This window comes from Desulfosporosinus acididurans (assembly GCF_001029285.1).
In the GTDB taxonomy this organism is placed as follows: domain Bacteria; phylum Bacillota; class Desulfitobacteriia; order Desulfitobacteriales; family Desulfitobacteriaceae; genus Desulfosporosinus; species Desulfosporosinus acididurans.
Genome location: NZ_LDZY01000006.1, coordinates 225,643 through 243,249, shown reverse-complemented (window position 1 = coordinate 243,249; position 17,607 = coordinate 225,643). Strand labels below are relative to the sequence as shown.

The 17,607-nt window shown below is 43.7% G+C and carries 18 protein-coding genes; 11 read left to right on the top strand and 7 right to left on the bottom strand.

Annotation, left to right across the window (positions count from 1 at the left end; genetic code table 11):
• The first annotated feature begins 150 nt into the window (after positions 1 to 150).
• On the top strand, positions 151 to 1,410 hold the full coding sequence (hutI, locus tag DEAC_RS10390) for an imidazolonepropionase (protein WP_047809976.1): 1,260 nt from the start codon (positions 151 to 153) through the stop codon (positions 1,408 to 1,410).
• Between the two features lie 121 nt (positions 1,411 to 1,531).
• On the opposite strand, the gene DEAC_RS10385 is transcribed toward hutI, so the two are convergent.
• Positions 1,532 to 1,768 (bottom strand): YkoF family thiamine/hydroxymethylpyrimidine-binding protein, encoded by a 237-nt coding sequence (locus DEAC_RS10385; protein WP_047809975.1) that lies wholly within the window; start codon positions 1,766 to 1,768, stop codon positions 1,532 to 1,534.
• 231 nt (positions 1,769 to 1,999) lie between these two features.
• Between DEAC_RS10385 and DEAC_RS10380 the strand changes: the two genes are divergently transcribed.
• The 4 genes from DEAC_RS10380 (at position 2,000) to DEAC_RS10370 (ending at position 7,407) form a co-directional block, all read left to right on the top strand.
• A complete protein-coding gene (locus tag DEAC_RS10380) occupies positions 2,000 to 3,283 on the top strand; it encodes an L-cysteine desulfidase family protein (protein ID WP_047809974.1) in 1,284 nt (427 codons plus the stop codon).
• 273 nt (positions 3,284 to 3,556) lie between these two features.
• Entirely contained in the window at positions 3,557 to 5,560 is a 2,004-nt protein-coding gene (locus DEAC_RS10375; protein ID WP_047809973.1) for an ABC-F family ATP-binding cassette domain-containing protein, read from the top strand.
• A gap of 116 nt (positions 5,561 to 5,676) precedes the next feature.
• Entirely contained in the window at positions 5,677 to 5,832 is a 156-nt protein-coding gene (locus DEAC_RS23855; protein ID WP_088188452.1) for a hypothetical protein, read from the top strand.
• An 18-nt stretch (positions 5,833 to 5,850) separates the two neighbouring features.
• Entirely contained in the window at positions 5,851 to 7,407 is a 1,557-nt protein-coding gene (locus tag DEAC_RS10370; protein ID WP_047809972.1) for an ABC-F family ATP-binding cassette domain-containing protein, read from the top strand.
• A 3-nt stretch (positions 7,408 to 7,410) separates the two neighbouring features.
• Here the strand turns inward: DEAC_RS10370 and DEAC_RS23535 are convergent, their stop codons facing one another.
• The 6 genes from DEAC_RS23535 to DEAC_RS10345 form a co-directional block, all read right to left on the bottom strand.
• Positions 7,411 to 7,557 (bottom strand): hypothetical protein, encoded by a 147-nt coding sequence (locus tag DEAC_RS23535; protein WP_161796439.1) that lies wholly within the window; start codon positions 7,555 to 7,557, stop codon positions 7,411 to 7,413.
• 207 nt (positions 7,558 to 7,764) lie between these two features.
• Positions 7,765 to 8,361, bottom strand: coding sequence for a phosphatase PAP2 family protein (locus DEAC_RS10365; RefSeq protein ID WP_047809971.1), 597 nt, complete (start codon positions 8,359 to 8,361; stop codon positions 7,765 to 7,767).
• A 91-nt stretch (positions 8,362 to 8,452) separates the two neighbouring features.
• A complete protein-coding gene (locus DEAC_RS10360) occupies positions 8,453 to 9,196 on the bottom strand; it encodes an ABC transporter permease (protein ID WP_047809970.1) in 744 nt (247 codons plus the stop codon).
• Complete coding sequence (locus DEAC_RS10355) at positions 9,196 to 9,924, bottom strand: ABC transporter ATP-binding protein (RefSeq protein ID WP_047809969.1); 729 nt, start codon at positions 9,922 to 9,924, stop codon at positions 9,196 to 9,198. The genes DEAC_RS10360 and DEAC_RS10355 overlap by 1 nt, the downstream gene beginning before the upstream one ends.
• A gap of 174 nt (positions 9,925 to 10,098) precedes the next feature.
• Positions 10,099 to 10,977, bottom strand: a complete 879-nt coding sequence (locus DEAC_RS10350; RefSeq protein ID WP_047809968.1) for a hypothetical protein — start codon at positions 10,975 to 10,977, stop codon at positions 10,099 to 10,101.
• 100 nt (positions 10,978 to 11,077) lie between these two features.
• A complete protein-coding gene (locus tag DEAC_RS10345; RefSeq protein WP_047809967.1) occupies positions 11,078 to 11,698 on the bottom strand; it encodes a DedA family protein in 621 nt (206 codons plus the stop codon).
• Positions 11,699 to 12,010: 312 nt separating this feature from the next.
• Between DEAC_RS10345 and DEAC_RS10340 the strand changes: the two genes are divergently transcribed.
• The 6 genes from DEAC_RS10340 (at position 12,011) to DEAC_RS10315 (ending at position 17,597) form a co-directional block, all read left to right on the top strand.
• Positions 12,011 to 12,976, top strand: a complete 966-nt coding sequence (locus DEAC_RS10340) for a phosphodiester glycosidase family protein (protein ID WP_047809966.1) — start codon at positions 12,011 to 12,013, stop codon at positions 12,974 to 12,976.
• Between the two features lie 72 nt (positions 12,977 to 13,048).
• The gene (locus tag DEAC_RS10335) at positions 13,049 to 14,317 is read left to right on the top strand and encodes a hypothetical protein (RefSeq protein ID WP_047809965.1); all 1,269 of its coding nucleotides are present in this window, start codon (positions 13,049 to 13,051) and stop codon (positions 14,315 to 14,317) included.
• A 52-nt stretch (positions 14,318 to 14,369) separates the two neighbouring features.
• On the top strand, positions 14,370 to 14,570 hold the full coding sequence (locus DEAC_RS10330) for a hypothetical protein (RefSeq protein WP_047809964.1): 201 nt from the start codon (positions 14,370 to 14,372) through the stop codon (positions 14,568 to 14,570).
• 253 nt (positions 14,571 to 14,823) lie between these two features.
• Positions 14,824 to 15,519 (top strand): response regulator transcription factor, encoded by a 696-nt coding sequence (locus tag DEAC_RS10325; RefSeq protein WP_047809963.1) that lies wholly within the window; start codon positions 14,824 to 14,826, stop codon positions 15,517 to 15,519.
• On the top strand, positions 15,497 to 16,915 hold the full coding sequence (locus DEAC_RS22190; RefSeq protein ID WP_053006372.1) for a sensor histidine kinase: 1,419 nt from the start codon (positions 15,497 to 15,499) through the stop codon (positions 16,913 to 16,915). The genes DEAC_RS10325 and DEAC_RS22190 overlap by 23 nt, the downstream gene beginning before the upstream one ends.
• 277 nt (positions 16,916 to 17,192) lie before the next feature.
• Positions 17,193 to 17,597: a hypothetical protein gene (locus tag DEAC_RS10315; RefSeq protein WP_047809962.1), complete on the top strand. Its 405-nt coding sequence runs from the start codon at positions 17,193 to 17,195 to the stop codon at positions 17,595 to 17,597.
• Positions 17,598 to 17,607 lie beyond the last annotated feature (10 nt).

The window sequence follows — 17,607 nt, the reverse complement described above, 5'->3', positions numbered from 1 at the left end:
GCATTAACTGGTATAGTAAGAGGGGAAAGTTTGGCAAACAATAATGAGAGAAAATGGGGATAGTTGTTATCGGCAGCTCTTAGTGAAGAGAGTTTTTGGGTTTTAGGATAAGAGAGGAACTAGGAATCAGATTCTAGAGGAGATGATATCATGCCGAGCGCAGATCTTGTAATTCATTCTGCTGATATGCTGGTGACGATGAGAGGACACTCTGACTCTCCGGCGCGCCGAGAGGGAATGGCGGAGATCGGGTTAATTGAAAACGGCGCAGTAGTTCTGCGCGAAGGTCAGATTGTTGCAGTTGGTTCGACAGAGGATATTTTAGCAGAGGGATGGGTTGGCCCCTATACCGTGCAAATTAATGCTCAGGGTAAAGTGGTAACACCTGGGTTTGTTGATCCGCATACCCACGTCATTTATGCAGGTTCGAGGGAAAATGAGTTATCCCTGAAATTAAAGGGTGTACCCTACATGGAAACCCTCCAGCAAGGCGGAGGAATTCATGCTACGGTTCGGGATACGCGGCTGGCTTCTGATGCGGAGGTAAAGGCGCAAACCAGAAGCCGTCTGAAGACGATGTTAAGTCATGGAACGACGACGGCAGAAGTTAAGAGCGGCTATGGACTTACCGTTGAGGAAGAGCTGCGAATGTTACGTTTAATTAAGGAATTAAATCTGGAGCAGGATTTGGACCTCGTTCCAACCTTTATGGGCGCCCATGCCGTCCCCTCTGGGTATACTGAAGATGAGTATACGGACTATGTTGTGGAGGATATGCTGCCTCAAGTTGCTTCTCAAGGGCTGGCAGAGTTTTGTGATGTTTTCTGTGAGCCGGGAGTTTTCAGTGTCCAATCAAGTGAGAGGATTTTAAGCAAAGCCAAGGAATTGAACTTAAAGCTTAAAATTCACGCGGATGAATTAGAATCCGCCGGAGGCGCTGAATTAGGGGCCAAACTGGAGGCCGTTAGTGCCGATCATTTGCTGCAGGCTTCTGTTGAAGGCATTGCAGCTCTGGCTGAACAGGGAGTTATTGCTGTTCTCCTCCCGGCAAACTCCTTTAATCTTGCTAAAAATTCTTATGCTCGGGCACGGGCAATGATCGAAGCAGGGGTGCCTGTTGCTGTGGCAACAGATTGCAATCCCGGATCATCGCCGACGGAATCAATGCCTTTTGTTCTGACTCTTGCCTGTCTTTATCTTCATCTGACTCCGGAGGAGGCTTTGACAGCGGCAACGATCAATGCGGCCCATGCGGTGGGCAGAGCCGCTCAGGCAGGCAGTCTGGAAGTCGGCAAGCAAGGAGATATCTTAGTTCTGAATGTTCCTAATCTCGATTATTTACCGTATCATTTTGGCAATAATCCTGTTGATGTGGTGATCAAGAACGGCAGGATCGTCTGGAGAGTTTGAGATGTGAGCTTTGTCTCCCTCCATGAGAGATTTTCTTGATCTTAAAAGAGCCTTGTGAACTTCTGATCCTGAAGTCCGCAAGGCTCTTTTTTGGTGTCAGTTAGATTTAATACCAACAGAGTTAATGAGCTGAATTAGAAATAGTTACGACCATACTGACTTCTCCAGAGGTTTTGGCAGCATCAAAAACTTTCTTGATGCCATTCCATACTTGTTCGTCATTTCCGTCGATGTGAGTACTGAGTGAACCGACTTCATACTTGATATTTTCGTTGGAAAGAGAGCTGATTGATTTGTTGATGACATCGCTGGAACTATTCGTTTTTTGCGGATAAACAGATACTTCGGCGCATAACATAAGCGATAACCTCCTTTAACTTTCTCGTAATTATTTCTGATCCCAAAATAGTCTTCCCAAGTTCAACAAATCTAATGAATCGATATAATGTATTTCTCAGTTTATAATTCTCGTTCCGGTAATTCTTTCTCAAATGAAGAGAAAATCATCGCAAATAAATAAAGGAGTTTTCTTAATCGGGAAGAATAAAGTAAAATGCACTTATTTTAGCTGAGAAAGTAGGGATAATTAGTGTACGATGTTGAATTTTTAGGGCTGCTGGAGAAGGAACTTGTCGTTACTTTAGGATGTACTGAGCCTATGGCCATTGCCTTTGCCGCCGCTTTAGCTAAGACGTATGTCAAAGGAGAGGTCACGTCTATAAACGTATTTGCAAGCGCTAACATTATTAAGAATGCAATGTCTGTCACTATTCCCGGGACAAAGAACAGCGGCGTTAATTTGGCTGCTGCATTGGGGGTTATTGCCGGAAACAGCACTAAAGGGCTGGAGGTTCTGGAAGGCCTGAGTTCGCTCGATGTTGAAAAGGCCAGGTCTATGATCAGGGAAGAGAGGGTTACTGTCGAGGTTGCAGAGACCTCAAAGAAATTATATATTGAAGTGATTTTGGCGACGTCTGAATCGTTTGCCAGAGTTATTGTTGCTGATGAACATACCCGTGTTGCTCTTATCGAAGTTGATGGTCAAACGATTCTTAATACATTGGCTGAAGAGGGAAAGGATGACAACGAGGAGACGGAGTATTCCTTTTTATCTCTGGACTCGATCTGGGACTTTGTGCAAGCGGTAAACCCAGAGGATTTGACGATTATTAAGAAGGCGATTGAGCTGAATAAAACGATTGGCTTAGAAGGCTTATTCAATGAGTATGGCTTACAAGTCGGCAAAACGATCAAAGAGAATATCCGTAAAGGCTTATTTGCGGATGATTTGATCACCCGGGCTATGGCTTTAACCGCAGGCGCTTCGGATGCCAGAATGTCGGGATGTCCCTTGCCTGTCATGGGTAACTCGGGCAGCGGAAATCAAGGAATTTCAGCTACCTTGCCTGTTGTAGCTGTGGGGGAAAAATTAGGCGCTGCTGAGGATCAATTAATACGGGCCGTGGCATTAAGCAATCTCATCGCCATCTATATCAAAACCAAAATCGGCCGTCTTTCGGCTCTTTGCGGAGCAACAGCGTCAGGCAGCGGTGCCAGCTGTGGTATTACCTATTTGTTAGGCGGCGGTAAGAATGAAATTCAAAGGGCCATTCAGAATATGCAGGGTAATGTGGCCGGGATGTTTTGTGATGGGGCAAAGGCCGGATGTGCTCTGAAACTGTCGACTTGTACGAGCACTGCGGTGCAGTCTGCGATCATGGCAATGGAGGGGCTTGCCATTCAGTCTACCGACGGTATTATTGAGCAGACGGCCGAACAGACCATAGCTAACCTTGGCCGCCTCGCGACTCAAGGCACTAAAGAAGTGGATCGGATTATTCTTGATATCATGGTTAATAAGAAAGTTGGTTAGAGAACTCGTTCACCGAAAGCGTCTAGCCCAGAACAAATGCTATCGCGCTGAGGATGGACTCTACACCCTATTGAAGCAAGGTGTGGGAACCACTCCCATTTATAGAAGCGGGAGCCTTACGACTGGGTCAAATCTAAAACAACTACTTTAATTAGCTCAAGAAACCTTAAAATTAGTCCCATAACGAATGTCCTAAGGCGATATCGTTATGGGACTTTTATGCGGGAATCCTGGCGCAAAGCATGATATAATGAGATATTTGGAGGAACTGACATGAATATCATGACTGCTGAAAATCTGACGAAAAGTTATAGTGATAAGATCCTTTTTCAGGATATTACCTTTGGCATTGACGAAGGGGAAAAGATCGGGATCATCGGGGTAAATGGAACGGGTAAGTCTACCCTGCTTAAAATTCTGGCAGGGGTTGAACCGCCGGATCAAGGCAGTATTACGATGGGCAATAACGTCAAGTTAGAGTTCTTGCCGCAAAATCCTGAGTTTGATGATCAGGCCACAGTTTTGCAGCAGGTCTTTCGCGGAAATTCCCCCGTTATGAAATTGCTGCGCGAGTATGAAAGTGCTTTGGAACGATTGAATGACCGGCCGGAGGATTCCAAGCTTCAGCAAGAGGTAATAGCTCTTGGTCAACGAATGGACGAACTGGATGCCTGGCAGCTGGAAAATGAAGCGAAAACAATTCTTACGAAGCTAGGAATTAGCAAATTTGACTTGGTTGTAGGAACATTGTCAGGAGGACAGAGGAAACGGGTCGCTTTGGCCAGTGCCCTGATTAACCCGGCGGATATTTTAGTTTTGGATGAACCCACCAACCATATTGACAATGACACGGTGGATTGGCTGGAACAATACTTGAATAAACGCAAGGGTGCTTTAGTCATGATCACACATGACCGCTATTTTCTCGATCGTGTCGTAGGGCGCATTTTGGAATTAGATCGGGGCAAGATGTATCCTTATCCCGGCAATTACAGTCGTTTTTTGGAGTTAAAGGTGGAACGGGAAGAGCAGGCAGAGGCCAGCGAGAAAAAACGCCAGAACCTCTTGCGCAATGAACTGGCCTGGATGCGCCGAGGGGCTCAGGCCCGCTCGACAAAGCAAAAAGCCAGAATCGAACGTTTTGAAAAGCTTCAAGCTGAGAAACCTTCAGAAAACAACGATCACTTGGAAATCACTGCCGGGGCTTCCCGTCTGGGTAAAAAAGTCCTCGAATGTCAGGCAGTGCAAAAGGGTTTTCCGAACCGGGGGACTGTCATTAAAGACTTTAATTATGTTTTGCTGCGCAATGACCGGATAGGAATTATCGGTCCGAATGGCAGCGGGAAATCAACATTGTTAAACATGTTGGCGGGTCGTTTAAGCCCGGATCAAGGCGTTATTGATGTCGGCTCAACGGTCAAAATTGGGTACTTCGCTCAAGAAAACTCGGCTTTAAATCCGGAATGGCGTGTGATTGAGGAAATCAAGGCTGTGGCAGAGGTGATTCCAACGGGAGATGGCGGTTTTTTGACGGCCTCGCAAATGTTGGAGAGGTTTCTCTTTTCGCCGGCTTCCCAGTGGACTCCTATTCGTAAGCTTTCCGGGGGAGAAAAACGCAGGCTGTATCTCTTAAAGGTTTTAATGGGAGCTCCGAATGTCCTTTTCTTGGACGAACCTACCAATGATCTGGATATTCAGACCCTGACGGTCCTGGAAAATTATCTCGATGACTTTCCGGGCGCAGTCGTTGCTGTTTCCCATGACCGTTATTTTCTGGATCGGATGGCGGAGAAGATTTTCTCTTTTGAGGGAGAAGGCTTAATTCGGCAATATGTAGGAAACTATTCGGATTATCGGGAGCAGCTTTACGCTGCAGCCCAGGAAGAAGCTCAGGAGGTTCGGCAAGCGGCTTTACGAGCGGCGATTGCCAATCCGAACAAGACCGGGAATAGTTCCGCGAAGTCTTCCGGCATAGGTACCGGTTCAGGGGGACGTGAAGAAAGCCAAACAGGTGAAGGGAGAAAAGAACGTCCTCTGAAAATGACCTTTAAGGAGCAGCAGGAATTTGCTCAAATCGATGACCGCATCGCTCAGGTTGAAGAGGAATTGCAACTAAATCTGCAAAAGATGAATGAGGCAGGCAGTGATTTTGGAACACTAAATGAGTTAGCGAGGACTCAGCAAGAGTTGGAAATCAAGCTCGATGAACTGATTGAGCGCTGGACTTATTTAAATGAGCTGGCCGAAAAAATTGCCCAGAGCAAAGTAAAGAACTGAAGAAGTGACAATTGAGCATGACGTGAGTATTGACAATCTCGTAGATATGGTCAAGAGATGGACAAAGGAATTTCGATAGCGTAATGAGGGAAATTAGATCGATAGGAGATAAATTAATGGATGATAAGACAATTGAACAGATGAAGAAGATTCTGGCTGCTAAAAAATTGAAGAGTTCGCAGCAGGGAGGCCCCGTTAAATCGACGCAAAAGATCGGTGAAACACGAAAAGGCATCAAACGACGTAAAGTCGGAGGCATGTTTGATAAGTAAGGAGAGAAGTAAGGGTCAATGAGCATCTTAAATGTAGAAAACGTGAGTCATGGTTTTGGCGGACGCAAGATTCTGGAAGAGGTAAGTTTCCGCTTATTGAAAGGAGAACACGTCGGCCTGGTAGGGGCTAACGGAGAAGGAAAGACTACCTTTTTAGATATTATTACCGGGAAGCTGATGCCTGATAAAGGAAAAGTCGAATGGTCAAACCGGGTTACCGTCGGATATTTGGATCAACATTCAGTCTTAAGCAAAGGCAAGACGATCCGTGATGTGCTGAAAGAAGCTTTTCAAGGGATGTTTGATTTAGAAGCGGAGATTATGACTCTATATGATCGGATGGGCAGCGCTTCAGAAGAGGAAATGACGAAACTTCTGGATGATGTGGGGGAAATCCAAAGTATTTTAGAGCACAACGGTTTTTATATGCTGGATGCCAAAATCGAGGAAGTTGCCAATGGTTTAGGCTTAGGTGAAATCGGTTTAGACAAAGATGTCACCGATTTAAGCGGCGGACAAAGAACGAAGGTTTTATTGACGAAGCTTTTGCTGCAGAGTCCTACGATCTTGATCTTGGATGAACCGACAAATTTCTTGGATGCTGAGCATATTGAGTGGTTGAAGCGTTATTTGATTAACTATGAAAATGCTTTTATTCTGGTGTCTCATGATGTTCCTTTCTTAAACGATGTGATTAATGTCATTTATCATGTGGAAAATGCCAGTTTAACTCGTTATACCGGGAACTATGAGCAATTTGTCCAGCTTGCCGAAACCCGCAAACAGCAGGAACTTAAGGCTTATGACAAACAGCAGAAGGAAGTTGATCGCTTAGAGGATTTTATTGCCCGCAATAAAGCGAGAATCTCCACGACAGGTCGGGCCAAGAGCCGCCAGAAGCAGCTGGATAGGATGGAATTAATCGAGAAACCAAAGGAAAAGATTAAGCCGACCTTCAAGTTTCGTGAAGCTCGGGCACCGGGAAAAGTGATTTTTGAGGCTAAAGATATTGTTCTGGGTTATGATGAACCCTTGACCAGTCCCTTGAATTTGACGCTGGAGCGCGGTCAGAAGATCGCGATTCGCGGGGTTAATGGACTGGGCAAATCGACACTGCTTAAGACTCTTTTGGGATATATCCAGCCGATTTCCGGAGTTGTAGAACTTGGGGATTACCTGTATCCGGGTTATTTCGAGCAGGAATCGAGCCGAAGAAATGAGAAGACGGCCTTAGAAGAAGTTTGGGATGAGTATCCCAGTATGGCTAATGCCGAAGTCCGCGGAGCTCTAGCTAGGTGTGGCTTAACCAGCGAGCATATTTCCAGCAAGATGATGGTTTTGAGCGGTGGAGAGAACGCCAAAGTACGGTTATGTAAGCTGATGCTTAAAGATGTGAATTGGCTGGTTCTCGACGAGCCGACGAATCATCTGGATGTGGAAGCCAAAGAAGAGCTGAAAAAAGCGATTATAAATTATCGCGGAACGGTGGTTCTTGTTTCCCACGAGCCTGATTTTTATGAGGATTGGGTGACGGATGTGTGGAATTTAGAGGAGTGGACGACAAAGATCGTTTAGCAATTAGCCTGAGAAAACCCGTTCACTGCAGCAGAACTCATTTCCTCTCGTTAAAAGAACAATAATATAGAAACTATAAATGCCGTCCAGCCGCTTAGATTGGACGGTATTTATAGTCTTATTAAAGGGAACAATAATGTCCAGTGACATTATTGCCGAGCCGCCTTACCCAATAGGAATACTTATCGGCGAAGGAGGACTCTACCCCACGTGAAGTTAACGAAGGACCCACCCTCACTTATAGAAGTAGGGGGCTTAAAAACTGGATAAAGTACACAGCCCCTAATGGCATAATTGATGCCATTAGGGGCTGTATACTTTGAATTTCCAGACAGAGTATCTCTATTTGGTCATCTGCTATTTAAAAGCGTTTCGTTCAAATGCTCCATAATGGAATAAGCGCAGTCCAAAGTCTGTGATTGGCTGAAAGAAGGAGCTGAACTTCCACAGCAAGCGGCCGCAGAGCATGCCGATAATCATTCCGGCAATGACATCCGTTGGCCAATGTACACCAACATAGAGGCGTCCGACTCCGTTAAGTATCGCTAAGATAGTAAAGCTGGTTGTAATCCAGCGGGGTGCCTTTCCCCAGGATGCTGCAGCAAAACCGAAGCTGCCGGTTGTATGATCACTGGGAAAGGAAGCGTCTGCACTATGGTGAATAAGCTGAGTAAACGTCCCTTTTGGAAGTACTGTGAAAGGTCGCGGTCTGAAGTAGATGTGCGATAGAAGGACGTTGATGATTAGTCCTAAGACGCCGGATAAACCCATGATGAGCAGGGCGTGGCGCTGCTTAGTCTCGTATTTGGGCATAGTAAACCAGGCGATGATGAAGAGAACGACATAAACTTCAAGAGAGTATTGGGCGAAGAAAGAAAACATCTTATCGAGTATCGCGTGGTGTCCGGCAAATTGGTTAAACAGGTGGTATCCTCGAAGGTCAAATGAGTTCATGTACTGGGGTTCCTCCTTAAGTCAGTTTAATAAGTTGAGTGGAATAAATATTATGATACAACAAAAATCTTAAAATTAGATTAAAAATAGATTATACTTCATTTCTGTCAAATAAGTAATACCCGGCAGTAAAGAAGATAATTCCATAGGCTAAAAGGAGCAAGAGCAAGTTTAGTTCTCGGAAAGGATTTGTTCCACTTGCCAGCCACAATGAGGACCAATTCAAATAGGTGGTAAAAAGGTTGTTATTTACTAAGGTATTAAATAGTGACAAGGTTTTGACAGCAATAAATATGAAGATAGAGCTGATGAGAGCTGTACTTCCGCTTCGAAAGAATTGGACAATAAATGATGCGAAAATAACCAGAATGAGCGCTGGAACAAGATCGGCTAAGTAACTGAGGGCAACATTTGTAATGCTTGTTATTTTGATATTCAAGCAAAGTGCAGAAAGCAGGGAAACAAAGAAAATAACGCAAAAATTCAATAAGGCATAACTGCTGATGGCAATTAGTTTCGAGATGTAAATCTTGAAACGGCTTATGGGCATCGTAAGAACCAACTTTAACGTTCTATCTGCTATTTCGCCGGGAAATAAATCTGAGGCTGCCATAAAAACAAATAAGGGCAGAAAACTATTCGTAAAGATGGCTAAAAGCATTATGGGATAGCTGATTGAATTGACAGCAATAAATATGAGCTTGGCCTGAATGTTGGATATAAAGAGTGCTGTCAAAAAGCTCATCATAGCCATGAGGATCAGATAGGCAAGAGTCTTTTTCTTTAAGAATAATTTTCTAACTTCATTTATGACATTTGCTTTCAGGCTATCCATCAAACCTTTCCTCCTTCCTTGACCTGATCCAGATAGAAGTCTTCCAGAGAATTAAAATCTTTTTTTATGCTCTCTATGGATATGCCGCTGTTGACAAGACGTCCTTCATGAATAATGGCAACTTTGTTGCACATTAGTTCAACCTCATGAACTAAATGGCTGGAAATAAAGAAGGTCATTTTTCTTTTTTCGGCAAGTTCTTTGATTAGATTGCGCATTTGCACTGTACCTTCAATATCTAAGCCATTAGTAGGTTCATCCAGAATTATTAACTTGGGATTTGGCAGCAAAGCTCTGGCAAGTGCTAACCTCTGTTTCATGCCCAGGGAGAATTTACCGGCTTTCTCTTGCTTGTATTTTGTCAGATTTACCAATTCCAAGAGGTTATCAATATCTTCTTCGTTAACATTTTTATAAAAGCGAGAAACAAATTTCAGGTTTTCATAAGCACTCATATATTCATAAACATCGGCAGTCTCGATTATAGAACCGACATTTCGCATGGCACTTTCAAATTGGAAGTTCAGGTCATAGCCTAATATTCTAACATTCCCCTTTTGGATTGTGTTTAACCCGGTAATGCCTTTCATGACCGTGGTTTTTCCTGCTCCATTAGGGCCTAAGAAACCAAAGATGTCGCCTGTGTAAACATCAAAGGTAATATCTTTTACCCCTCGTCCATTTTTATAAATCTTGGTAAGTCCGGCCACTTCTAATACCTTTTCCACTTGCTTCACCCATTTTTGTTTGTTTATTGGCAGAAAATGAGCAAATCAACAATTGCTCATTTTCTGCCATCTGTTTTATAGCCTGAGGTAATTCAATTCGCTCAGAGTAATCTAATCTGGTTAAATCAGAATCTAATCAGAATCCGAATCCCCGTTCCTAATTCGAATCAGTTACTAGTTTTCCTCATTATGAAAACTGACGGTTTTTACTTGCTTTCCGGTTAAGTCAACGTTATCCGGAGTTGTGCTGTTGATATTGGACAGGTTCAAGTCAATTTTAAATGTCAGTTGATGTTGAGTTCCTTGAGCATCTGTCCCTGAAACAACGATTGTTGCAGTCTGGTTTGTAATAATATCATTGCTGTTAATATTACCTGTTGAGTTAACACTCACAACTTTAATATCGTTTTGCAGCTGAGGGATAAGATCTTTGAAGTCTTTCATATTATTTTTCTCATTGCCGGTGTTTTGGTAGGAGCCCCTGTGATTTTCTGCCGTGAAAGCTAAAGAAGTCAAAGCATTGACCAGAGGCGTTACATCACTTTCACCGATGTTGATGGCGACAGTCTTTGTTCCGTCCGCGTTGTCAGTTGTAGTAACTTTATTCTGCATACTACCGACTAGGGTATCGATGACAACTCCCATGCTCTTTTCGACAACTGGGTTTTGGGAATCTTTGACAGCTTTAGCATGATTGTCGTCTCTTACTAAGTATTGGTCGCTGTTACTGTTTTTAATGATTCTTTTCCCGTCCTGTTCGTAACTGCTGAAGGTTTGAGTGGCATTAGCTGATTTAAAGGTAGTTACTTCACTCATAGCGTTAGAACTTTCATTGCGTTTAAGATTGGAATTAATGCTTGCCAAGCTGCTGCCATTATCGGTAATGGAAGCTGTCAGATCAATGGTTTCATTTTGGACATTTTTCGTATCGTTGATGGCGTTTTTATAGGCTTCATAGCCGGATAATTGCGAAGCGTTTGTCAAAACGGCTCCAAAGAGCAGAGATCCTCCAATGGCTAGACTTGCAGCCATGGCTATAGTTTTTTTGTTCATTTTTTTCCCTCCAGTTAATTAGCTAAACAGATGTATTAAGGAAGATTGATCTGTTATGTTCAGAACGTAAGAGTATTGTGACCCTAAAATTCGCCGGAGACTATTGTTTAGACTTCAGCGATTTTTTCTTGCGAATAATCCAGAAACCTAACAGCATCAAAATTAAAAGCGCAACGATTAAATCGAGACGATGAAACAATGGTTTAAGGGTATTCCAATTTTCCCCCAGTTTCTGGCCGGTGATAATAAGCATTAAGCACCAGGGCAGGGCTCCGGCGACAGTGTAGACAGCCATTTTGAGAGCATTCATTCTCGCGATTCCCGCGGGCAGGGAGATAAAGGTTCGTACTACAGGCAAGAGCCTGCCAAGAAATACGGTTAATTCGCCGCGTCGTTCGAATAATTGTTCGGTGTTGGACAATTCTCGCTCACGGATAAAAATATAGCGTCCAAACTTCTTTATGAACGGTCGGCCTCCCCACAGTCCGATATAGTAGGCAATAAGTGCCCCAAAGAGGTTGCCCAAGGTGGCTGCCAGAGTTGCCTGCCATAGAGTGAAACGGCCAAGAAAGACCATATAACCGGTGAAAGGAAGAATGATCTCACTGGGTAAGGGAATGCAGGCACTTTCAATAGCCATGGCCAGAAAAACGCCTAGATAACCGAACAGAGAAATAACACTGACAACAAATTGACCAAGGTGGGATAAAATAGCTTCCACGTTGATTCTCCCTATATTTAATTTCTTAGGTCTTTAACTAAATGTTAAATGTCCTATGATTAGCTTCACCTCCATAAAAAGGAATTGCTGTCGCAACAAATGTTGAATAACAAGTTTCGAACCTCTTGTTCATCCTCATGATAAAGTACGAACCTTTAGTTTTTCTTAGAAACTCTCTCTGGATTAATATTTTTTAATCATCAATTTTCGCCATTTTTCATCTTGCTTTAATCTTTGGGTGGTAAAATAGCATAGCTTTTGAGTTGAGAAGTTCTTAGTGATTTAGTTTAGAAAAGGGGAAGACGTTCTTTCATGAAACGAAAACGCAGAATTCGAGCGAAAGTAATTATTGCATTTTTGGCCTATAACCTCGTCCTTTTTGTGCTTTTAGCTCCATTTATTTTGTTCTGGGGTCCTTTTCAGGCCCTTAAAGTGATGGCAGTTGGTTCCGTTTATACTTCCCGTCATCCCCAGGTTGTCAAGGCATTTCTCTCCCAAGCAGAAATCGATCGAATTATGAATCTTAATGATTCCCAAGGAGTTAGCAGCGGTCAAACGATTGGGCGTAAAGAAGTGATGGCCGATGCCAGTTCCGGTATTACCATTGAAGATATTCAAGGACCAAGCTTCAAAGGGAAAGTAATGCTGATTAAAGACCCGAAACGAGTGAAGGTAGCAGTTACTAAAGAGATTGGCGTAACGGGTGAAAGGGTCAGTGATCTTGTTAAGGACACGGGAGCGGTTGCCGGCATTAATGCGGGTGGATTCTACGATCCCAATGGTAAAGGGAACGGAGCATTTCCGGACGGACTCACCGTGCAAAATGGGAATATAGTCCATAATAATGTGGGCAATCAGGCGGTTAATATTGTAGGGTTTAATGATCAAGGCAAGCTGATCATCGGCAATATGACCGCGGCACAAATAGCCCAGAAACATATTCTTGAAGCTGTTACCTTCGGGCCAAATTTAATTGTCGATGGAAATCCTGTCATTTCAGGAGATGGCGGCTGGGGGATTGCGCCTCGCACAGGAATCGGGCAAATGGCTGATGGAACGGTTATTTTTGTGGTCATTGACGGCAGACAGCCAACTTGGAGTATTGGAGCAACCTTACGAGACCTGATGAATGTTTTTGAAAACTATCATGCAGTCAATGCAGTTAATCTTGACGGCGGTTCTTCATCGGAACTTGTCTATAATGGGCATGTTGAGAACAAGCTCTGGGATATTTTTGGAGAACGCTATATTCCTACTGCCTTTGTCGTTACCCCTTAAGGTTTACTTTCAGCTAATTTTTTCAGGAAGGCTCGGCCTGCGTATCCGTAAACTATAAAGGAGAAATCTGGGATGAAGAAGAGACTACGTACTTTTTTTGTTTGGACATTAGCTTCAGTATTGCTGCAATTTGGCGGTTACTCTATCTTAAATAAACAAGTTCAAAACGTTTTGTCGCCGCCTGGGGTCACCGCTCAACCGATTACAGCTCAGCTTAAAGCCACTATTCCCGCCGCCGATCTTACAAAGATTAAAGTTTCCTATGCTAAGGATTATTTGGCTTATACGGAAAACGGTACCTTGAAGGTTTTTAATCTTAAACAGAATAAGGTAGTCTTTGAAAAGGCGCCGCCCGGCAATGATAAAAATCTAGGTGTTCTTATGTATCAATGGCTGCCGGACCGCAACATGTTGCTTTATTTTTATGCCAGGAAAAACTCACAGCCGGTAACTTATAGCACTGTTTATCCTGCCAAAAGAACGATTCGAGTGCCGGCTTCAACGTTTGGTTCTGCTTCGGTAATACCGAAAACAGAAGATCCCAATCAAAAAGTTGTTCGAGAAGTTCCCAAGACTGTCACCAAAGAGATTACTGGGGCACCTCGGATTGTAAAGCGTTATGGAAATCCGCAAATCACTGAGCTATACTCTCTGGACCTCCCCAACAGCAATGAGACGACCGCTCCTGACGATCGGTTTAATCAAACGATAAACTCGTTCCCTGCTGGGGGTAAAATTGAAAACCTGGTTGTTTCCACGTCAACTAATTTGATGTATCTTACAGTCAAAGGTACGTCCAAAGAATTACTTTTGGAAATCGACGTGATGAAAAACGTTCGTACTTTAAGCAGATCGGGAGAGACAATTGACAATATGGCGGCCTCGGATCGGTATGGAACACTTTTTCTGGACAGTAAGGAAAACGGGGTTCATCGGATCATCGCTCTCAACGGCAGCAAACGGCAAATTATTTCTGAAAACAACAATGATCGAATACTAGGAATTAAAGATGGAAAAGTGTATATCGGAGAGGTCCAAAATAATCAGTTGATGAAGGTTAAAACTACACCTGACCTTACTCACATGGCGAACAATCCCTCGCTGACGACAGAATGGGAAGGCGCGATTCCTTATAGCAGCAGTACGAATACTCTAATTGGTGCCAAAGGACAATTGATAGCTTATGATCAGCAGACGGCCTATATTGTAACTGCCGGTCATTTGAAGGAGGTTAAATTACGCGGGGATGAGAATTACATCTCGTCAGATGGGGCTGAGCTCATTCAATTGACCAAGCAAGGGAATTCCACTTTGGTAGAGTTACAGCCACTTCAGTCTTAATCTGTCTTTAATGTTGAAGCATTAAGATAAAGACAGAAAGGAGGTGAATTAAATGATTACAGGAATCAGCGGTAACAGTATGCTGCCCAGAATGGCTATGGTTAACCATAATGTACCGGCGAGAACAGGAGCCAGTGAGGAAGCCAACGAAAGCATGAGTGAGCGGCTGGCTGAAGCCCAATCTTCATCAGCTAAGGCGGCCAATATGCCAAGTCCAAGTCATTTGGGAAACAAGATTGACCATCTAGCATAACTTGCTGCGTCGGGGGTTCAGGGCAGCGCATTGTCTCCTTTGAACCCTTCGATGGAAGCAAGTTCTTTGTAAACCAGGGAGATGACGTTTTATTTCTAAATATTGAAGATTAGGATTCTAATCCGCTTAGTGGTAAATTAAGGGTTGGAGGAGAATGTTAAATAGATTTCAGTATGCCTCGGTTTAGGAATTAATAGCCGAAGTCAGTAAGCACAATATGGAGATGATGATACAAAGGAGGCTGTCGAAAATTATGCCGGAAACAACTCTCAATATATTATTGGTTGAAGATGACCGTGCTATTGCTAAAGTCATAGCTTTGGAATTAGAACATCATGGACATCGGGTTGGGCTGGCAGCAGATGGCAGAACGGGGCTTGATATGGCCTTAACGCAGGAATGGGATGTCATCCTTTTGGACCTTATGCTGCCTTTTCTCAATGGCTATGAAATTTGCAAACAAATTCGAGCGCGCAAAGATACTCCAATTCTGCTCTTGACGGCCAAAGATGAAGTTCAGGATAAAGTCTTTGGTTTGGATCTTGGTGCTGATGATTATTTGACAAAACCTTTTGCCATGGATGAATTAATGGCTCGGATTCGCGCCGTATTAAGGCGTAAAAATCCGCCGGTCAAGAAAAATTCAGGGCAATTAACCTTTCGAGAACTTGAACTTGATACTCAAGCCTATCAAGTTTATTTTCAAGGTGAGGAAATTAGTTTGACAAAAAAAGAATTTGAATTATTGGCCATGTTTTTAGAGCATCCGAATCGTGTTCTGTCCAGAGAGCATATTCTGGAAAATGTTTGGGGGTTCGATTATTATGGAGAATCAAATGCTGTAGATGTGTATGTACGCTTTTTACGCGGCAAGATTGATGAACGCTTTGGAGTTCATTATTTCCATACGGTGAGGGGAGTCGGCTATGTCTTACGGGCCGAAGACTAGGAAGATCAGGAAATTCCGGCTGCCTGGATTTAAATGGGGTTTAGCCTGGAAGATAACACTTTGGTATATTCTTCTGCTTCTTTTGACGGTGTTTATTCTCTCGGCAATCACATATTGGGGTAATAGTCAGGATTTACATAAAGAAAAAAAGCAAGTCCTTGAGACTACCGTTTCTCGTGTTCTCGGCGCACTGGATGATTCCACGGACGGGCAGGCGGGAGATATTCGTGATCCTGAGGCCTTAAATGATAATGTCCCCAAAGGTGTGACAATACAACTGACTTCCTTGCAAGGAAATGTGGTCCAAAAGAAAGGTAATGTTCAGGTTCAGCTGCCCATCGAACGACAGGCCGGTCCAGAAGTCAGGAACCTCGACGGCAAAGATGTCTATTATATAGCTCGGCCGATTATGTCCGGCGGGAAACTCATCGGTACGCTTCAAGGTGCTGCTGATTTGGAAAATGTGGAACTCGCCGAAACTGTGCTTTTGCGCCAGTTGCTGTGGCTGTGCGGTTCTGCGTTGCTCTTGGCTTTCCTCGGAGGATTGTTTTTATCCCGGAAGGTCTTGGCTCCATTGGCTGAGCTGAATCGGGAGATTTCGCTCTTGACAGCCAATGATCTCAACCGACGTCTGCCGCTGCGGGGAAGCGGGGATGAACTCGATTTGTTAGGCCAAAATTTCAATCATATGCTGCAGAGGTTAGAAACTTCATTTCAACAGCAAAAGCAATTTGTGGCCAATGCTTCCCATGAACTTCGCACTCCGTTGATGGTCATTCGGGGGCATGCTGATATTTTACAGCGCTGGGGAGCTGAAGATCCAGTCATGGTGCGTGATTCTGCCACCGCAATGATTGAAGAGACAACGATGATGACGAAATTAGTGGAAAATCTTTTGACCTTGGCTCGGGAAGAGCTGCATCTGAATTTAGTTCTTCTTAATATGAGCGAGCTTATTATTGAAAGCGCCAGAGATCTGCCTTTCCTGCGCTCCTTTACCGTAAAATATGATCTGCTCCCGGATATCGAGTTAAGGGGAGATGTTCTCTATCTTAAACAGCTGATCAGAATTATTCTGGAAAACGCCGGCAAATATGTGCCGCCAGGCGGAGCTATTGGGATATATTTACAGAATATCGATAATAACGTCAGGATTGTTATCGAAGATAATGGGCCCGGTTTTCCGCCTGATGCTCTGGAATTGATCTTCGATCGATTCTATCGGGTTGACGAGGCCCGTTCTCGCGAAATTCCAGGACATGGTCTTGGGTTAAGTATTGCCAAAAGGATTGTTTACGCCCATGGAGGGAAGATTTGGGCGGAAAACCTGGAACCCCATGGAGCGCGGTTTTGCATAGATCTTCCTTCTAAGGGCGAAATGAAACTAAAAATCTAACCGTGAATGAACTGACTACTTGCTCTTTGCCACGCTAGTCCAAAGTCTTGTTGTCTATTTTACTTGTCGTTTCATTAAAATAGATAAATTAACAAGTGCTAATTTGCAGCTGCGATGAATGCACGGGGGGCCTGGTATCGTATTATCTACAGTCGCTTTCTCGCTTGGGATCATTAAGATAAAGTATTTTTAATCAAACTTTAATCTAATTTCATACGAACTCGCTGACATTCCCAATAATTATTTACGATATTAGAAGAGAAAGGAGGTTTTTGGTATGAATGTATCCGCAGTAATTCAGTCTAGTCAGATGACAAAAAGTAACCAACTCAGCCAGGCAGCAAGGAATGGGCAAGTAAGTCAAACTGCAAAAAGTAGCCAAACAAGTCAGGCTGCGATCGTTTCATTAAGTTCTCAGAGCACATCAGCTCCGTCAACAGTGGTAACCACAACTGATCCGACTTTGTTATCCGTGCAAGCAAATCAGGACTTAAGCCAAATAACGCAATTGCAACGTCAGCATGGGAGCGCGCAGTTGATTGCTAGATATCAACAAGCTTTGCAGGCCGTAAAGTCTCAAATGCATCGAGTACAAGAACTTGCTGAAGATAAACAGGCTAGTGCTAAGCAAGCAACTGCTCAAACAAAATCCTTTGCCCGTGGAATAGATGCTAAAGCTTAACGCGGAAAGC

Bases quoted from the DNA above. Each gene is read 5' to 3' on its own strand.
- DEAC_RS10360 (WP_047809970.1), bottom strand. From the start codon at position 9,196: ATGGATAGCCTGAAAGCAAATGTCATAAATGAAGTTAGAAAATTATTC.
- DEAC_RS10335 (WP_047809965.1), top strand. From the start codon at position 13,049: ATGAAGAAGAGACTACGTACTTTTTTTGTTTGGACATTAGCTTCAGTA.
- DEAC_RS10370 (WP_047809972.1), top strand. From the start codon at position 5,851: ATGAGCATCTTAAATGTAGAAAACGTGAGTCATGGTTTTGGCGGACGC.
- DEAC_RS22190 (WP_053006372.1), top strand. From the start codon at position 15,497: ATGTCTTACGGGCCGAAGACTAGGAAGATCAGGAAATTCCGGCTGCCT.
- DEAC_RS10350 (WP_047809968.1), bottom strand. From the start codon at position 10,977: ATGAACAAAAAAACTATAGCCATGGCTGCAAGTCTAGCCATTGGAGGA.
- DEAC_RS10365 (WP_047809971.1), bottom strand. From the start codon at position 8,361: ATGAACTCATTTGACCTTCGAGGATACCACCTGTTTAACCAATTTGCC.
- DEAC_RS10385 (WP_047809975.1), bottom strand. From the start codon at position 1,768: ATGTTATGCGCCGAAGTATCTGTTTATCCGCAAAAAACGAATAGTTCC.
- hutI (WP_047809976.1), top strand. From the start codon at position 151: ATGCCGAGCGCAGATCTTGTAATTCATTCTGCTGATATGCTGGTGACG.
- DEAC_RS23855 (WP_088188452.1), top strand. From the start codon at position 5,677: ATGGATGATAAGACAATTGAACAGATGAAGAAGATTCTGGCTGCTAAA.
- DEAC_RS23535 (WP_161796439.1), bottom strand. From the start codon at position 7,557: ATGTCACTGGACATTATTGTTCCCTTTAATAAGACTATAAATACCGTC.
- DEAC_RS10325 (WP_047809963.1), top strand. From the start codon at position 14,824: ATGCCGGAAACAACTCTCAATATATTATTGGTTGAAGATGACCGTGCT.
- DEAC_RS10315 (WP_047809962.1), top strand. From the start codon at position 17,193: ATGAATGTATCCGCAGTAATTCAGTCTAGTCAGATGACAAAAAGTAAC.
- DEAC_RS10340 (WP_047809966.1), top strand. From the start codon at position 12,011: ATGAAACGAAAACGCAGAATTCGAGCGAAAGTAATTATTGCATTTTTG.
- DEAC_RS10330 (WP_047809964.1), top strand. From the start codon at position 14,370: ATGATTACAGGAATCAGCGGTAACAGTATGCTGCCCAGAATGGCTATG.
- DEAC_RS10375 (WP_047809973.1), top strand. From the start codon at position 3,557: ATGAATATCATGACTGCTGAAAATCTGACGAAAAGTTATAGTGATAAG.